Source organism: Nocardia sp. NPDC059154 (genome assembly GCF_042755705.1).
Taxonomy (GTDB): domain Bacteria; phylum Actinomycetota; class Actinomycetes; order Mycobacteriales; family Mycobacteriaceae; genus Nocardia.
The window spans coordinates 1-17,328 of record NZ_JBHZCS010000123.1 but is presented as its reverse complement, the minus strand read 5'-3'; the positions used below and the strand labels follow the sequence as shown (position 1 = coordinate 17,328).

At 66.1% G+C, this 17,328-nt stretch carries 12 protein-coding genes and 1 pseudogene; 8 read left to right on the top strand and 5 right to left on the bottom strand.

What is annotated here, in order from left to right; all coding sequences use genetic code 11:
* The 5 genes from ACFXN1_RS49365 to mobF form a co-directional block, all read left to right on the top strand.
* On the top strand, positions 1-1,375 hold a 1,375-nt coding region (locus ACFXN1_RS49365), incomplete at its 5' end, for a hypothetical protein (protein ID WP_379464071.1).
* 86 nt (positions 1,376-1,461) lie between these two features.
* The gene (locus tag ACFXN1_RS49360) at positions 1,462-1,722 is read left to right on the top strand and encodes a hypothetical protein (RefSeq protein ID WP_379443160.1); all 261 of its coding nucleotides are present in this window, start codon (positions 1,462-1,464) and stop codon (positions 1,720-1,722) included.
* A 91-nt stretch (positions 1,723-1,813) separates the two neighbouring features.
* Complete coding sequence (locus ACFXN1_RS49355) at positions 1,814-1,978, top strand: hypothetical protein (RefSeq protein WP_379443159.1); 165 nt, start codon at positions 1,814-1,816, stop codon at positions 1,976-1,978.
* 51 nt (positions 1,979-2,029) lie between these two features.
* Positions 2,030-2,155 (top strand): hypothetical protein, encoded by a 126-nt coding sequence (locus ACFXN1_RS49350; RefSeq protein ID WP_379443157.1) that lies wholly within the window; start codon positions 2,030-2,032, stop codon positions 2,153-2,155.
* Between the two features lie 519 nt (positions 2,156-2,674).
* Positions 2,675-8,263 carry a MobF family relaxase gene (mobF, locus tag ACFXN1_RS49345; RefSeq protein ID WP_379443156.1) on the top strand — a complete coding sequence of 1,863 codons (5,589 nt, stop codon included), beginning with the start codon at positions 2,675-2,677 and terminating at the stop codon, positions 8,261-8,263.
* Between the two features lie 280 nt (positions 8,264-8,543).
* Here mobF and ACFXN1_RS49340 read toward each other — a convergent pair whose 3' ends face one another.
* Positions 8,544-9,341, bottom strand: coding sequence for a methyltransferase domain-containing protein (locus tag ACFXN1_RS49340; protein WP_379443155.1), 798 nt, complete (start codon positions 9,339-9,341; stop codon positions 8,544-8,546).
* 99 nt (positions 9,342-9,440) lie between these two features.
* On the opposite strand from ACFXN1_RS49340, the gene ACFXN1_RS49335 reads away from it, so the two are divergent.
* Together ACFXN1_RS49335 and ACFXN1_RS49330 are read left to right on the top strand one after the other, a co-directional pair.
* Complete coding sequence (locus ACFXN1_RS49335; RefSeq protein ID WP_379443153.1) at positions 9,441-10,013, top strand: NUDIX domain-containing protein; 573 nt, start codon at positions 9,441-9,443, stop codon at positions 10,011-10,013.
* The gene (locus tag ACFXN1_RS49330) at positions 10,010-10,813 is read left to right on the top strand and encodes an AAA family ATPase (RefSeq protein ID WP_379443152.1); all 804 of its coding nucleotides are present in this window, start codon (positions 10,010-10,012) and stop codon (positions 10,811-10,813) included. The genes ACFXN1_RS49335 and ACFXN1_RS49330 overlap by 4 nt, the downstream gene beginning before the upstream one ends.
* Here ACFXN1_RS49330 and ACFXN1_RS49325 read toward each other — a convergent pair.
* The gene (locus ACFXN1_RS49325) at positions 10,803-11,753 is read right to left on the bottom strand and encodes a hypothetical protein (protein ID WP_379443151.1); all 951 of its coding nucleotides are present in this window, start codon (positions 11,751-11,753) and stop codon (positions 10,803-10,805) included. The genes ACFXN1_RS49330 and ACFXN1_RS49325 overlap by 11 nt on opposite strands.
* Before the next feature lie 248 nt (positions 11,754-12,001).
* On the opposite strand from ACFXN1_RS49325, the gene ACFXN1_RS49320 reads away from it, so the two are divergent.
* Positions 12,002-12,871: a hypothetical protein gene (locus ACFXN1_RS49320; RefSeq protein ID WP_379443149.1), complete on the top strand. Its 870-nt coding sequence runs from the start codon at positions 12,002-12,004 to the stop codon at positions 12,869-12,871.
* A gap of 368 nt (positions 12,872-13,239) precedes the next feature.
* Here the strand turns inward: ACFXN1_RS49320 and ACFXN1_RS49315 are convergent.
* From ACFXN1_RS49315 to ACFXN1_RS49305, 3 genes and pseudogenes are all read right to left on the bottom strand, one after another.
* A pseudogene (locus tag ACFXN1_RS49315) lies at positions 13,240-14,710 on the bottom strand (ISL3 family transposase).
* A 154-nt stretch (positions 14,711-14,864) separates the two neighbouring features.
* On the bottom strand, positions 14,865-15,770 hold the full coding sequence (locus ACFXN1_RS49310) for a phosphotransferase family protein (RefSeq protein ID WP_379443148.1): 906 nt from the start codon (positions 15,768-15,770) through the stop codon (positions 14,865-14,867).
* The gene (locus ACFXN1_RS49305) at positions 15,767-17,239 is read right to left on the bottom strand and encodes an XRE family transcriptional regulator (RefSeq protein ID WP_379443147.1); all 1,473 of its coding nucleotides are present in this window, start codon (positions 17,237-17,239) and stop codon (positions 15,767-15,769) included. Before ACFXN1_RS49305 ends, ACFXN1_RS49310 begins: the two co-directional genes overlap by 4 nt.
* Between the last annotated feature and the right edge of the window lie 89 nt (positions 17,240-17,328).

The window sequence follows — 17,328 nt, the reverse complement described above, 5'->3', positions numbered from 1 at the left end:
CCGCCGCGCCGCACGCAAAGCCTTCCCCGCCGCCCTGGCACTGGCGACCCCGCAAGAACGTGAATTCCTCGACCGGCTCGCCGACACCTTCACCCTCTATCCGTTCGCCAGCGCCATGAAACGCCTCGAGGCGCAGTACGCGGCCGAGCCCGACAACCAGCACCGGCTGGTGGCATTGGTGCCCGACACCGATCCCGCACTGTTCATTCGAGACCGCGCCGATCGGCTCGCCGAGATGCAGGCCCGCGGCGCACGCAACAAAACCAGCGTCGAAGACGAATACTCCGCCACCCACGCCGGGCTGCCGACCGCCGAGCTTCCGCGCACCCCGATGCGTCAGTGGCGCAACCCGCCCGCACGCACCTACCTGGCACCGAGTCGCGACACTGAGAAGTCGCGCGGCACCGCCGAACAGATCAAATACCGCATCGCCCACCGTGCCAAGCGCCGACCCATCGAGGTCGAACCCGAAGTGGTCACCCGCTACGTCGCCGAGAACCTCTACACCGACACCGTCGATGCCGAACTGGCCGACGCCCGTGCCGCGGAAACCCGCGCCCGCGAACGCGGCCTGCTCGCCGCGCCCCAATCCGGGTCGTGGACACCGCGATTCCCCGGCGACAAACCACCGGTCGATTCCGAGGAAGCCCGCACGCTGTGGAACCACCTCTACGTCGGCTACGTCGCCGAGCAACACCAGCAGGCACTCGCGCTCGCCGGGAAACAGGCAGTCAGCGACGACCGTGCACTCGCGAAAGCCGCCACCCGCACCACCCTGCACGGCTACAGCGACCGGCGCACCGCAATCCCGTTCCAGGGCAACGGTCTCGACTACGACCACGAAGCCATGAACCCGGTGCGTGGGTGGCGGTGCGTGTCCTGCTTCATCGAACGCGCCGACACCGACCAACACATCACCCACACCCACACCGGCGGACTCCGCAGCGACGACGGACTGTGCGACGTGTGCCGCGCCGACGACCGCCCCGGCCTGCCACCCCTTCCTGCCGGATTCACCGCTCGTGACCTCGCTCGCACCTACACGCGGTTCTTCGCCCACAAATACCCGCAGGCCGCGCGCGGCCTGCTCGCTGAGGTCCGCGGGCGCGCACCGCAGTGGCTGATTGCGGTGATCGACGAATTCCTCGCTACCGCAGCCCTTCCCGGCGCGACCCCCGAGCCCGATCCGCAGCCTCCGCTGGCTCCGGCCCAGCGGCAGCCGCGGCGACGCGGCCCCGTCCTGGGTGCCGGGCAGCGCACCGGCCGCTGCGACGCCTGCACCCGGATCACCGCCGTCAACACCGACAACCTGTGCACCCCCTGCCTGGTCTGGATCGGACTCGACACACCCGCGACCCCTCGCCGCGCCGCCTGACCCACGACACCGACCCGCGCACCCGAACGGATGCGCGGGCCGGCGTCCTTACTGACCCGACATCCGCAATCGACGAAAGAGTCTGTGTGAGCGAACACCCCGACCGCACTGACCATCCCGCCCCCGACCCCCTCGCCATCTACGTGGTCCGCGTGGCCTGTCGCGACTGTGGCGGCATACAGGGGTTTCCTGTCGATCTCGCCGCGTTCATCGACTGGGCCGCGTACCGGATTCCCATACAGGACGCGTTCGCTCACCTGTCCGCACCCGACCGCGAATACATCCGGTCACGGATCTGCCCGGCCTGCTGGACCAAACAATTCGGCCCCCATCCACACCACGCCTGACACGGCATCACAGTCCCCGGTCCGCCGCGGCGACCGCTCCTGCGGCGGACCGGCCTCCACCACCAACCCACCACGAAAAGGGGTTCCGCCCGTGCGTCCTGTCCTCGAGATCCTGAAGTTCGCCGCCACCTACATCCTCGTACTCATCGCGTTCTACGCCACCTTCTACCTCATGCAACACCTCCTGCCGATCGACCTGAACCCACCGGTCCAAACCTCATGCCCGACCGACTCCCCCGCCGCCAACCCGACCTAGTGCCTCATCCGGAAAGGTTGACACGGTAATGCCTGGGGATGGCGACCGGCCATGACTACCGAAGGATGGTCCCCGCCCGAAGGTGATGTCCACGTGCGAATCTGGCTGGCCGACGCGGTCTTCGACTACAGGGCCACCGCGGCGGCAGTACGAAACTTGATCTACGACTGGAGGTGAAAGCATTGGTTCACAATCGAATTGATACGCGCCACCATCGACGACTGTCGGCTGCTGCCGCGCCTGCCGTGCGAACGACTATTCCTCGGACCGTGACCAGCAGCGCCAAGATAACGGCGGGTCAGGTTGATCAGCGAGCTGTGTTTGGGCTGTTCCGTCGCATGCAGCTCCGAGTGTAGCGCCGAGGGTTCCGGTTACTGAACCAACTTTTCCGGACATGGCACTAGCACTCCGCCGACCCATCGGGACCAGTTGGCAGGTCATCTCACCATCCACCCACCTGCCAATTCCCCCATCATCCCAATCCCAATCACCCCACCTCACCAACCAGTTCCTCACTCCCACCTCACATCTCACGCATCTCTACCCCTTCCCCCTCTCTTGCCCCTATTAAAAACAGCAGACCTCTTGCATAACGGAACACAATTCGATAACGACCAGCGGAAATGGTCGTATTGGTAGTTTCTGTACCAATTGCTACTGTTGAAACTCACTGCCGCATAGGGTTTCGATGGATTTGTGACAGCGACGCTGCACAAAGTACTGGCGGGCAACGGATACCTGTACTACCTGCGGCAGGTCGCCGCCGCCGATTCCACCGACCGAGGCCCCGGATCACTGGCCGACTACTACTCGGCACGAGGCGAATCACCCGGTCGATGGCACGGCAGCGGCCTGGCTTCGCTGGGTCTGACCGGCGGGGATCTGGTCACCGAAGCGCAGATGAAAAGCCTGTTCGGGCAAGGACGCCATCCGAACGCCGACGCGATCGAGACCGAGGTCATCGACCGCGAGATCGCTGCCGGCGCCAAACCCAAGGACGCGTTGCGGGCCGCGGACAAGGCCACCCGGTTGGGGCGTCCGTTCCGGGTGTACGAGGGCGGCAACGAGTTTCGCCAACGCTGCGCGGACGCGTTCGCGAAACACAACACCCAGCAGGGCCGCCGACGGTCCGAGGGCATCGACGACGGGGTGCGTGCCCGCATCCGCAGCCGGGTCGCGACGACCATGTTCACCGAGATGATCGGCCGCGCGCCCTTGGATGCGCGCGAGCTCTCCGGGTGGGTGGCGCGCAACTCGCGGCCGCGCTCGGCGGCGGTCGCGGGATTCGATATCACGTTCAGCCCGGTCAAGAGTGTGTCCGCGCTGTGGGCGATCGCTCCGAAAGCGGTCTCGGACAAGGTCGCCGCCGCCCACGACAAGGCCATCGACGACGCGGTGGCGTGGCTGGAGAAGCACGCGATCTACTCCCGGTTGGGTGCCAATGGGGTGCGGCAGGTCGATGTGGAGGGGATTGTCGCGGCGCGGTTCGTGCACCGTGAATCACGCTGCGGTGACCCCGATTTGCACACGCACCTGCTGATCGCCAACCGGGTGCGGACCCGTGATGGGCAGTGGCTCACGCTGGACGCGGCGGTGATCTATCGGCTGATGGTGACTGTCAGCGAGATCTACAACACCCGCCTGGAGCACCATCTCGAACACGACGTGGTGGTGTCGTTCGGTGAACGCCCCGACACCGACCCGACGAAACGGCCGATCCGCGAAATCGAGGGTGTGCCAGTGGCGTTGATCGAGTACTGGTCGCGCCGCGATGCCGACATCACCGCACGCCTGGATATCCTCGCTGCCCGGTTCGAGCGCGAGGTCGGACGCGAACCGATGCCGAAGGAAATGTTCGCCCTCGCCGAGCGCGCCACCCTCGAAACCCGCCCAAACCGGCACTCTTCTCGCTCGTGGGCCGAACAACGCGCGGACTGGCGGCAACAAGCCGAAATCGTGCTCGGCTCACCGGAATTGGTGTCGAAGACGGTGTCGACCATCCTGTCTCACCGACCTGCGCCACGGCACCCTCTCACTCCCACCGACATCGTGGAGACTGCACAGCGCGTCGCAGCGACCGTGTCGATGGAACGGTCGAGTTGGCAGTGGCATCACGTTCGCGCCGAAGCGGAACGGGCATTGCGCGGTGTGCTCGACAAGGATCAGTGGCCTACTGCTGTGGATTCTGTCGTGGCCGAGACTCTTTCACCGTCGCACGCGGTCGCGCGCGGGGACCCCGACATCGCCGCCGAGCCAGTGTTGGCCACGGTGCCGCCTTTATATCAGCGTGCTGATCACGCGAGTGTCTATACCGGCGTCGGCACCCAGATCTACACCACCGTGCACCGGTTGGGGACCACGCAGCGGTTGATCGACCTGTCGCTACGTCTCGGTGCACGCACCCTCACAGGCCCGACCATCGACGCGGCGATCCGCGCGTATCACGCCGATCCCACGAACACGAAGCGTCGGCTCAACGCCGGACAGGTCGCAGTCATCACCGAATTTGCCCGCTCCCCCTGGTTCATCGCCACCACCAACGCGCCCGCCGGCGCGGGCAAGACCACCGCCATGCGCGTGCTCGCCGACGCGTGGCGCGCCGACGGCGGCACTGTTCTGGGCCTGGCACCGACCGCCGCCGCGGCCGCGGTCCTCGGCGACGCGATCGCCGCCCGCACCGAAACCGCTGACAAGCTTCTCGACGTCCTGCACAAACACTCGCCCGCTGCCGTCGCGTCGCCCGGGGACAGCAACCCGTTTCCCCCAGCGCTGCCGCAGTGGGTCCTCGATATCGACGCCCGCACGCTGGTCATCGTCGACGAGCATGTGCGCCTCGGAGACGACAAACGCCTGCGGCTGTTCGAGTTCCTGCTCGACCGCCGCGCGGCGGTGCGCTGTGTCGGTGACGACCATCAACTGCCCGCGATCGAGGCCGGTGGATCGGCCGCCGACACCGCTGACGCGGCCCGCGCGTCGACGCTGACCCAGGTGGTGCGCTTCGCCTCCAGCATTGAGGCGTCGGCCAGTCTGGTACTGCGCGACGGTGATCCGAGCGCGCTCGGCTTCCATCTCGACCACCAACGAATCCGTTCCGGGTCATCGGCGGCCGTGCGGGAACAGGCGTATGCCGGATGGATCGCCGATCACCTCGGCGGGCGGGACACGGTCATGCTGGCTGCGACCAATGCCATCGTCACCGCCCTCAACGACCAAGCCCGCGCCGACCGCCTTGCCCGCAGCAACACGGACGCCGGGCCGCAAGCCGCTCTCGCCGACGGGCTTAACGCATCGCTGGGTGACATCGTGAGTACTCGCCGCAACGATCCCCGGCTGCGATTAGGTGCACGCGACTGGGTGCGCAACGGCTACCGGTGGACCGTCACCACCGTTCATCCCGACGGCGCGCTCACCGTCACCCATCTGCGCTCTGGTCGGCGCGGCCGCGAAACCACTGTGCTGCCCGCCGAGTACGTGCGTGAGCATGTCCGGCTCGGCTACGCCACGACCATCGACTCCGCGCAGGGAATCACCGCCGACACCTGCCATGTCGTGCTCACCGGCCAGGAATCCCGCAACCAGCTCTATGTCGCGCTGACCCGCGGCGCCACCCGCAACCACGCCTATGTCGCCACTGCGATCGACGGCAGCGAGGCGTCCTTCTGGACCGAACCCGGTCTGTTTCCCCGCACCGCTGTCGAAGTCCTGCAACGCATCCTGGCCCGTGACACGACCCGCGCCTCCGCCCACACCGAACTCCGCGACGCCCTCGACCCGCACCAGCGTCTCGGGCTCGCCATCGACACCTACCACGACGCCCTGGCCCTCGCCGCCGAAGACACCCTCGGCCCCGAGGGATTGACCGCACTCGACACCCGTGCCGAGACGATCTGGCCCGGTCTCACCGATGCTCCCGCCTACCCGGCATTGCGCGAAGTCCTCTCGCTCATCGCCTTGTCCGGCCGAGATCCCGGACACGCCTTGACCTCCGCGCTCACCGCGCGGGAACTGACCACCGCGGCCGATCCCGCCGCAGTCCTGCACTGGCGCCTGGATACCTCGCATGCGTATCCGCGCGAGACCGCGCCATTGTCATGGGTACGGGCTCTGCCGCGCAACCTTCCCGCAGGTCTCGTCGCCGACCATCTGCGTGCCCGCGCACGGCTGATCACTCACCTCGCCGACCAGATCCGGGCCGACGCCCGCACGTGGACGATCGCGACAGCGCCGGTCTGGGCGAGACCGCTACTGGGCAACGACGCGCTACTGACCGACCTCGCCGTCTGGCGAGCGGGCCGCCACACCGCCGAGACCGACCTACGGCCCACCGGCCCTACCGGGTTCACCGCACGAGAACACGACCATCAGCGGCTCCTGGATGCTCGGGTCACCGACGTACTCGGTGACCTCCACACCGCGATCAACACCTGGTCGCCGCTGGCCAAACAGCTCGACGCCCGCGTCCTGGACGACCCGTGGTGGCCGAACCTGGCCGACAGACTCGACGCCGCCGCCCGCGCGGGCCTCGACATCGACGCACTGCTGACCCGCGCCGCGTCCGAGCGCCCCTTGCCCGACGAGATGCCCGCTGCCGCACTGTGGTTTCGCCTCCGCCTGGATCCTTCCGCCCTGCAGGCGAGCATGGGCACGCATTTGCGACCGGACTGGACCCCGCATCTGTACAGACTGCTCGACGCCGAGATCGCCGACACGATCATCGCCAGCCCCGTGTGGCCACGCCTGGTCGCCGCCGTCGACCACGGCACCAACACTGGTTGGGAACCGCGCGAGCTGCTCACCACCGCCCACGAACTGCTCACCGCCACAGCGCCAGAGGACCCCGGACCACGACCCGACCACTACGCCACCGCACTCGCCTGGCGCATCGAAGCCCTCCTACACGCCACCACGCCACCACCCGACACTGCCCGCACGGCCGACGCAAACCGCAGCGCCACAAAAGATTCGGACCATCTCGTGCCACACCTCGACGATCCCAGCACCACCCCCTCGTCCCCGGACCAACCGGATCCAGACGATCCGCACGATGCTCACCACCACACCGACGACGCCCAGACGCTCACCGCGGAGTTGCTTGCCGTGACCGCGCTATTCCGCAACGGCCAGATCGCCGAGGCCAAACAAGCGCTCGTAAGGGCCACCCGCACCGCGACCGATGCCGAGCTCGACATCCTCGACCGTGTCGCAACCACGCTCTACCACAACAGCTTCCCGGTCGCCCGGGCTCGCCTGCGCTGGGCTGCCGAACAGTTCCCCGAGTACCGCGCACTCATCCACGCCGCGACACCCACCACAGATCCACACATCTACAACCCCGACGTCGGCACGCGGCAACCGCCCACCGCAGGCAATGTCAATCGTGCCGCACGCGACCACGAACCCCGCCACGACCACCAACCCCCACGCCCACGACCGACCCCCACCGACGTCGCGGCCCGCCGCGAAAACGCCGAATACCTCGACACACGCGCCGACATCGACGCCTCACCGCACCACCTTCCACTCCCCGAAGGTGTGCCCCACCGCTATTACAACCCGCGACCACACGACCCGCGACCGATCCAGACCCCGCTCGACTACGACCTCGCCGCCATCCCCGACACCCGCGGATTCGACTGCGTGCACTGCGGTCTCGAACGCGCCGTCCTCGACGCCACCCCCGCCCGCGACCGCCGAGCAGACGACGGCCTGTGCGGCGAATGCCGCGACAACAACGCCCCCGCGATCCCCGACCACGAACCCCGAGAACACATTGCGGCGCGCTGCGCACACATCGCCAACACGTATCCCGCGCGCGCAGCGTTGACGATGCTGCGCCGCGACTGGCACAGCGCGGCCACCCCCGATACCCGCCAACAGATCGAAGACTGGGTCGCACAACACCTCGCCGCTCCCACCGAACCCCCGCTCCCCGACGGCGATGCAGATCCTGCTTCGACCAACCCCTTCCTTCACATTGCCGACGACGACCTCGCCCAGCGCATCGACAACATCGCCCGTCGACTCGCACTCGCCGACACCGAAGCGATGCTTTACGGCCCAGCGCAACCCCCGACCGACGGATCCGCTAGACACGAAACCGACTGGCTGATCGACGAATTGAATCAGCTCGAACAGGAGAAACAGCGCCGCGCACACCAGTCCGCCGACGCGGCAGAAGCCGAGCGCCTCCGCTATCGCGGCACCCTCGACCCCGAGCCCGATGTCCCGGCGCTCGACTTCGGCCCCGACACCGCCGATTACACCGGCCCCGGCGCCGATCTGTGACCTCGACCCACCCGGCGGCGCAAAACAGTGCGGGGTAGAGCTACCAAGCAGGGTAGCGACGTGAAGCAGGTCAAAGCCGCCACTGTTCGTGCTCGGGTCGAGCTCGCCTCAGCGGTCACCAGACGCGGCGGTTCAGTTCGCTCACCCGAGGATTCAGGCGTGAGGAATCCGCTTCTCCGGCAGCATCTTCCAACATGGGGCATGCCCTGAAGCAGCAGGGCGTGAAGTGCAGCGATCGGTGCGGGTGAACGTCCACGCCGACGAGGTCGGGCACGTGCACCTATGCGGCAGTGGGTTTGCGGGCTATGAGCTGGAAAAGCCTGGCCAAGTGGATGTACGGCGGCACGGCGGTGGCGGCGAGTTCGAGGCGTTCCAGCTCGGCGAAGAAGCCCGGCTCGTCCTTGCGGGCGTCGGCGATGTAGTCGCAGAACGTTCGGATGCCGTAGTGGCCGATGTCCTGGCAGCCGAGACCGGTCAGGACATCGGCGATTTCTTCGGCGGTGTGCAGAGTCATCTGCGAGTCGAACATCTGCGTGCGGGTCTGACCGGCGGTCAATGCAACATGCACGGCAGCCGGATCTGCTTGTCGAACAGCGATTCTCAGCGCCTCGGAGTGACGGTTGACCGCCATCACCGACAGCACCCCGCCCGGCGCCAGCGCGGTCAGCGTCACCTCCAACAGCCCACGAACATTGTCGACATACTGCAGCAAGTTATGACAGATCACGACATCGAACGACGGCGCTGCCAGAGTGACGGGCAGGTCAGTGACATCAGCCTCCACACACGTGATCAAGCCGTTGAGGCTTTGTGCTGTGGCACGTTCGGCGGCTGCGGCGAGCATCTCTGCGGAGAAGTCGACGATCGTGACCCGATGGCCCCGTGCGGCCAAGCGCACCGCGTCGCCGCCGTCGCCTCCGCCGAGGTCGAGCACCCTCAGTGAGACCTGCTCCGTTCTGTCGAGGTGACGGGCCAAGTTGGCCTCGGCGAGGGAATAGCGCAGTCGCCCCCATGGGGCTTGCTGCCATTCCTGCCATGTGCTCATCGCGGAGCCGAACCTCTCGGCAGCCTCAGCCATGGGCAGAGACTACCGCCGGACCGATCGAGCAACGTCGGTTTCCGCACTGTTCCGCGCGAGTGTGCGAGATGTCGGTGGGTGCCCGTAAGGTCCGCCGCTATGCGGCCTGCCACTGCGGTAGTCGCCGAGCTCCTTGCCCAGATCGCGCCATATGACGAGCTCGAACGACAGCACATCGCAACAACTTTGGATTGGCTCCACAGCACCGACGACATTTTTCGACGACAACGGCCCGGGGTCCCGTCCCCGCATCTAGCCGTCTACGTCGTGATGATCGATCCGGAGGCGCGGGGCGTATATCTCGGGCGCCATCGCCTCGCTGGACTCGAAATTCCCACCGGCGGACACGTCGAACCGGGCGAGCACCCCACGGCGGCCGCGCACCGTGAAGCCTGCGAAGAGCTCGGCATCACACCGAGATTCGACGTGGCCGGCGAGGAACCGGTCTTCGTCACCGTCAGCACCGTCGCGACCACACCGCCTCATGTCGATGTTTCGCTGTGGTATGTGATCCGTGGGGATCGCCGCTGGCAGTACGCACTCGACCCAGCGGAGTTCGACGGCGGGCGATGGTGGGATCTGGATCCCTATGGGCTGCCCGACACCGATCCGCATCTGCCCCGGTTCCTGCGCAAACTCGACACGGTCCTGCTGCCGCAGGAGCCACAGTGAGTGTGCTGGTGGTGTTGCGCGGCAACTCCGGGTCCGGCAAAACCACGACCGCCCGCGCCGTCCAAGAATGCTTCGATCGCGCGGAATGCCTTGTCGTATCACAAGATACGGTGCGCCGGATCACGCTCCGCGAACGCGACGAACCCGCCGCGCTCAACATCGACCTCATCGACCACATCACGATATTCGGCCTGCGGCACCACCGCGTGGTGATCGTGGAAGGAATCCTCGACGCCGACCGCTACAGCCCCATGCTGGCGCGGCTCGCCACGACGGCGACCCATGCCCTGCACTACTGCTTCGACCTGACCTTCGAACAGACCCTGGCCCGCCACGCCACTCGCCCGCAGTCGGTGGAGTTCTCAGCCGACCAGATGGCGCAGTGGTACCACGGATGGCAGCCGCTGCCGTCCACCGACGAGATCCGCCTCGACGCCAACTGGACCCAGGACGCGATCGTCGAACGAATTCACCATGACATCCTGTCGACGCAAAACACCGAACCGACGAATCAGGCTCTGCTGCGGGTCGGCTACGACCTCTTGAGTGGCTCGAATGGGAACTCATGCGCGACATCGCGGAGTTCCACTCGCTCGGCTCCTACACCCGACTCGCACCCAGCAAACTCGCTGCTGGAACCGAGTTGGGTCGACGGCTGGAATCACTTCGAAACGGCGACCGCCGCGTCGTGTGGCGGGCTGTCAGTTGACCGCGGGGACTGGGACGGAGTTCGCCGCCGGCGGCCGGCCAATGCCGGCTCTCCTCGAATCGGCGATCGGTCGGGACATTTCACGCGGTGAGAGGAGCGTCGGCCGGTTCGGGTTGGCAGGATGCCGGGGCGGGCGACTTCAGGTGGTAGGAGGTGCCTTCGGCTATGGACAGTAGGTCAGCGGCCAGGAGATAGGTCTGGGCGATGCAGGTCCGCGCTTCGTCGATCGAGGGATTCGCGTGAACCCCCTTGCTGGACAGCGCATCCAGGGCGTTGAGCCGGGTGCCGAGTTCGGTAATGACCGCCTGCAGAACCGCGCCGTTCCTATGTTTGCCAACCTTCTCGCGCACGTATTGCAGCAGCCGGTTGCGGTAGGCGTCGTCGGACATCGTGCGATTGACACCGTCGAGTCCGGTGACGTCCTTGCCTGTGGCCGGGTACAGGCTGTCGGCCAGTGACTTGATCATGCGCCGGCAGGAGGTCATCGCATGGGAGATGGCCTCGTTGTCGCCGGCAGCGAACCGATCCTGGGCCGCGACGAAGTTCTTCGATGCTTCCGGCGCGTATTTCGTGAGCAGCTGGTTGGTGTGGGCCTGGACCTGGTCGAAGAACCGGGACTCGGTCTGGCCGGTCATGAGTTCGTCTTCGGCGACCACGAGGTAGTCGTGCACGCTCTGGCGGATCCGGGACAGAACCGTCTTCATCTCGTCCAGCGGGGCGATCAGCGTGGCTTGCGCCGAGTCGTAACCCTTAGCCACGAAGTAGGTGTCGATCTGTGTCAGGTTCTGCGGCACCTGGTCGTAGCTGGCGTAGGACGTCTTGAGCATCTCCAGCCGTGCTTCGATGCCGTCGACCGCCAGACCGACGACGTTGCCCTCGTTGTTGCGGCGAGTCGCGAAGTACCGCTCGATCTGCCGCCTGTACTCCGCCGGCCCGGCATCCACCCCGAGCTGGGCGATCATCGTATTGAGCAGAGCGCCAAGGTCTTCACGCGATCGACCCGTGTTGGCGATCTCGCCGAGCTGCGCCACGAAGAAGACCTGCGCGCTGAGGTCGTGCCGCTGTACTGCGATGCGATGCGCGCGACGAACCAGGGCGCCGACACTCATGGCAGGGTCCTCGAACTCATCAAGTGTGCGGCGGGTGAGAGCCAGAATCCGGTCAGCATCATGCACCGGGGCAGTATACGAGCGGCCACCGACAGCGGATCCGACCTGCGGAAACTGCCGGCGACATTATTCAGAGTGTTGCACAGCGACGACGCGTACCGTTTGCAGACATGTCGAACACCGTTGACGGGCAGTGGGCAGTCGAGGTTTGTCGTGAGCGCGTGCGGCGCGCTGGAGAGATCAGGGCCGAGATAGGGTCCGAATGGGCGAGGCACATGGCCGACCACCCGCGTCGGATCGACGTCGTTCAGGGAGACACGGACACGTCGTGGATCTTCGTGGTCGACACGGTGATTCCGATGCCGGTTCGGCTCAGCGCACTATTCGGGGAATGGCTTTACCAGCTGCGCGCCGCCCTGGACGGAATCGTGTACTGCCTCGCGGTACGAGACAGCGGCCAGAATCCTCCACCTGCCGAGCGCAGCATCTATTTTCCGATCTTCACCGACCCGGCCAAATACGACGATCCCAACCACCGCGGCCGGATGAAGGCGTTGTCCGACAAGACCTTCGAGGTACTGCGGCATGTCCAGCCGTTCAATGCCCAGCCGGACCATCGCTCGAACGTGGTGTGGTGGCTCGAGGAACTCGCCCGGATCGACCGCCACCGGCAGGGCCACGCGCTCGCCCCGCACATCGAGAACGTCCGGATCGGCTACCGACAGCCGCTTCGATCCGTCGGCGGCGTAATCGCGGAGCCGCACAGGTTGATCCCGGTCGATGAGCATGGGCCGACGCCGATCTTGAAGCTGGAGGCTCCGGCCAGCTGGGATGCACAGCGGGTTCGAGACCACCTGGATATCACTGACGCCATCACCAGCCGGCTCGATGTCACCGAGTGGGTTGGCAATTCATCTGCGCCGATGAAAACCATGGAACTGAGCATGAGGATGGCACTGTGTGAACAGTTCGTACGGGACGGCGTTGTAGATCCACTGGCGTCGGGTGACATCGAGCTGTTGCCGGCGCCGAAGCAATGATCGAATGTGCGTGCTGCCCTGAACAGAAGGACTTGACAGGGAATTGCGCAGTTGTGGCCACTGTCAGCGGCTCTCGGGTAGTCCGGTGATGTCCTGGGTCGACTTCCCCCGCGACGGGTTCGAGTGGACCGGGCCCGGTGGGGAACCGGTCTGGTACAACACCTTCGAAGATTCTCAGAGGGGCTTCTCCGGAAGCTCTGTTGCCGTGTAGGACGACGGCAACGCAGAGCTTGTCGGTGTGACGATGATGGGTCTCGACGATCACACCGGACACCTTCGAAGACCGGATTACCCCGTCCGGGAACTAACCCGTACCGAGACCAAGATCCGCCGTTAATCCGGTTCTGGCGCACTTGCGGTGGTCGACGCTAGGCCAGCAGGATGCGGTGGCGAAGTAGCTGGAAGCTGGCCCGGCCATACATTTGTCGTTTGATCAGAATGGTTTTGGTGTCGATGCCTTCGACTGGTCCGTTGCTGTAGGGCAGGGTGAGGCCGGTGACAACAGCGGAGCGGTCTTTCTCCAGGCCGCGCAGGAAAGGCTCGAGTTCTCCGAGTCCTGCTTCACGGACCTGCTTGATCCATGCGCCGAGATCGCTGCCGCGCCGTTCGGTCATGATCGCGGCGAATTCGCCTATGAGCCTTGCCAGGTCGGCCATTTCTGGGCAGGCGGCCAGGAGTTCGTCGAGGTGGGTGCGCAGCCCGGCGGGCAGATCGGTGGGCCGGCTCAAGATCCAGGAAGTGAGCCTTCGTGGCGAGGGCATGAGCCGGTCGCCTTCGGCGCGGCCCTGGTTGAGGTATTTGTGCAGCAGATTGATGCCGCCGGTGTAGCCGAGCGCTTTGATCTCGTGGAACAGGTGCAGCACCGGGACACCGGGCTCGGCTTCGCGGCGTTGGCGCAGGTGGTCGCGGAAAGGGTCGACCAGGCAGGCGCGGTATTGCGGCGGGCGGCGCAACTGATCCGGTTCGGCGGCGCGGGCGTAGCGTTTGACGGTGTTGAGCGCCAGGCCGAGCCGCCGAGCGCAGTCCAGCAGTCCGACACCGTTGTCGAGCAGGTTGTGCACGGCATGCCAGCGTTCCACAGTCGTTGTCTCGCGGGTCAATGCTTGTCGTTTCGGCCCGGCCGATGCCCAGCACCGAGCGTGCGCGGCGACGGCGGTTTCCACCGCTCCGGCCAGTCCGTGCCAGAGGTGCCAGCGATCGCTGACTTGCACCGCGCTGGGCAGAGCCCGTCGCATCGCCTCCGGCGTAGGCGGCCGAACCGTCACGGACGACGATCTCGACCTCCGGGCGTTCGCGCAGCCATGCCTCAAGCGTTTCGGACCGGCGATCGGACAGCACATCGACCCGTTGATGGGTGACGGCGTCGATGAGCACTGTGCCATACCGGTTTCCGCGACGAATTGCGAAATCGTCCACGCTCACGACTCGGGGAACCGGCCGTATCGGCGCAGGGATTCGCAGCAGCACCCGCATCGCGGTGTCGCGGCACATGCGAACTGGCAAGGCTGTGAGCACCCGGATCGCGGCTCGCCCGGCCAGCTCCCGCACGACCGTCCGCACTTGGCCAGTCAGCCGGGCGGTGCGTCGCTGGTAGCGTTCGAGCACGCCCGGAACCTGCTCTCGAAACGTCTTGCAGCACTGCGGTGTCGAGCACATCAGCCGCCGGATGCGCACCCGCACGAACACCAGTCGACCATCCAGCGGCAGGTCCGCGACCGTCCGATTGTGATAGCTGTGAACTCGCACCGACTCGGCGCCGCACCGCGAGCACACCGCCGGGCGAGACGCCGTCCTGGCCCGCACCACCACCCGCTCGCCTTCAACAGCCACACCTTCCATCACCAGCGGCAACAACCCCGAAAAGGCAAGCCCAACAACGTCATCCACCTCAACCACCGAGGCATCATGCCGTCAACCAGCCACGGCCACCACCGGAAGTGCGCCAGAACCGTTAATCCGACGGTCCCCCAGATCAGTTGGGGCTGCGAGGGTTTCATTGCGATGGCACCGGCCGCCAGCCGGACCATGGCCGCGGGCCGAGCTTGCCTCGAAGGCAGGCGATACGGCGGTCAGCTTGGGCTCGGTCGGCGGGGATTGTGACGGCGGTTTGCGCTGCCATGGTGGTCATGCGGAACTCGCGGAGATCGCGGAGCAGTTCGTATCCGGTCCAGGTGGTGACGTCGTGTCCGTACACGTCGCAGAAGGATTGGTAGTCCTGCGCGCTGATTTGGCCGAGGGTTTTGAATTTGATGGCGGTGTGGACGGTGTCCCACTCCGGTGGTCCGATGGAGGTCCGCTCCAGATCGAGGAGGATGATCTCGCCGGCCTCGGTGGCGACGACGTTGCCCACCCAGGCATCCCCGTGGACCACGCACCAGGGAAGCCCGTCCGGCAGCTGGGTCCAGCGCTGCTTCAACTCTCCCAGGTGCTCACGCATCCAAGCCTGGTCGTCCGCGGAGATGGTCGTCGCCCGCTCGATTCGATCGTCCAGCCGGACGAAGGGGTCCAGCGTGCCGAGATCCAGATCCGCGGGCGGAGTCAGGGCGTGGAGTTTGCGTAGCGCGCCGGCCACCTCGGTGGGGGTTCCGTGGCGGTGCGGCGGGAGTTCCACCCAGAAGGTCACCGCCCGCTCGTCGATGACAATGGGCTGTTCGATATCGGGAATGACCCGCACAGCGGGCATGCCCGCGGATTCGAACCATCGGGCAACTTCGACCTCGCGCCGGGCGGCGGCCTGCTGGCCGGCGCGAGCCACGCGTGCGACAATTCCGCCGGGCAGCTTGTAGATCACGTTTTCGCTGCGGTTGAGGACGACGGCGCCATCGGTCCGAAGGCCAACAGCGGCGCATGCCGCACGTAGAATCGCTCCGGTCGAGTCGGTCAGCGCTTCGGAAGTCATACAGCGACAAGCCCCTCGATGCGGTCGGTCAGCTGGGCCACCTCGGGTTGGCTCCGTCGGGTCGAAGCGAAGCCATGAAGGTCACGCAGGTCGTCCTCGGCTCTGCGGCTGCGCAGGTGCGCGGCGTCTTTGAGTGCGTGGTCGGCGACGGACGCGGCTTCTTGCGGGTCGCCAACCGCCATGACCAGAGAGGACAGCTTGATTCCCGAAATGGCCCGCGACCGACGGTAGGCATCGGTGTGGCCGTTGACGGCAGCGGCGAGGCGATCCCGTGCTTCGCTGGCGAACTTGCCCCGGATGGCGAGGTCGTAGAGCGCGTGCCCGGTGTCGCCTGAGTGCTGCGCCAAGTCGTAGTACTTCATCCAGGCAGGGTCGTTCTCCGGGCTGGAACGGGCGAATTCCTCGTCAGCCCCGCCGATCTCCGTGAGCGTTTCCTGGACCCGGCCGAGTTTGGCGTACGCGCGGGCCTTGGTCGTGTGGAGCATGGCTCGCTCGGTCGCGGTCAGCCGGTCGGAGTTCTCGAACGCTCGGTTTGCTGAGGTCAGTCCTGCTTTCGAGTCGCCGCACCAGATCGACTGCCGTGCCATCGACGACAGCACCTTCGCGCGCAGGTGCGGCTCACCGGAGCTCTCCGCGCATCCCAGTGCGAGTTCGAACAGGGTGGTCGCGTCGTCGTGTTCGTACTGGTCGAAAGCCGTGAATCCGACGCTGTGGCTGAGAAATCCGACGGCGGCGCACAACTCGGCTTTGTCTCGGGGTGTGGCGTTCGCATCGAGCAGGCGCACCGCGTACCGCACCTGTGCGAGGGCGGCTTCCCGGACGAGGCCGCGGCCGGCAGCGGCATCCCACGAACTGATTTGTTTGGCGGCGGTCCGGATCTCTTCGATCTGCTCCTGCCCGACAGTAGCTGGCACAGGAGTCGAGCGGAGCGTGCCGATCAGTTCCAGCAACGGCCCCGGGGTGAGGGCGACCGTCACCGCGGCGCGAAGGAATTCATGCCGGTTCACATCGCCGAGGGTATCGACGTTTTGCTTCGGCAGCTTGAACCACAGAAGCTCCGCAGGGATCTTCAGGGTCTCGGCCCAGTAAATGAGTTTGCTCAGCTGCTCGGGCGCGATGCCCTTTTCGAGCCTGCTGAGTTGGCTCTGGGTGAGCTTGATCCAGCGGGCCATGGTCTCCTGGGCCAACGGCCGACCATGGAACGGATGAGTCCGGTATGCGTAGATGACCCGGCCCATGTGCCAGGTGGCAAGGGCATCGTGCATCTGGTCGCTGACCCAGAAGTCGACGGGTAGATCCGGCGGCTCGAGCATGCCGTTTGCGCAACCAGCGCAGAGGGATTCGTCGTTGTACTGGCTGAGCCCGGTACCACATCGCGCGCAATAGCGCCGGGGCTGCGGCGTCCGATTCATGCGACTACTCCGGCCTGATTTTGGGGCATCGACCCCCTCGATCTCCCTGATGGTCAAGTCCCAGGGCGTGGTGTAACTCGGGTGGTCACCGCATGATCCGGTATTCGGTCAGGCGGTGAGCTCTGCGGGTGCGGTGTCCTCCTGTT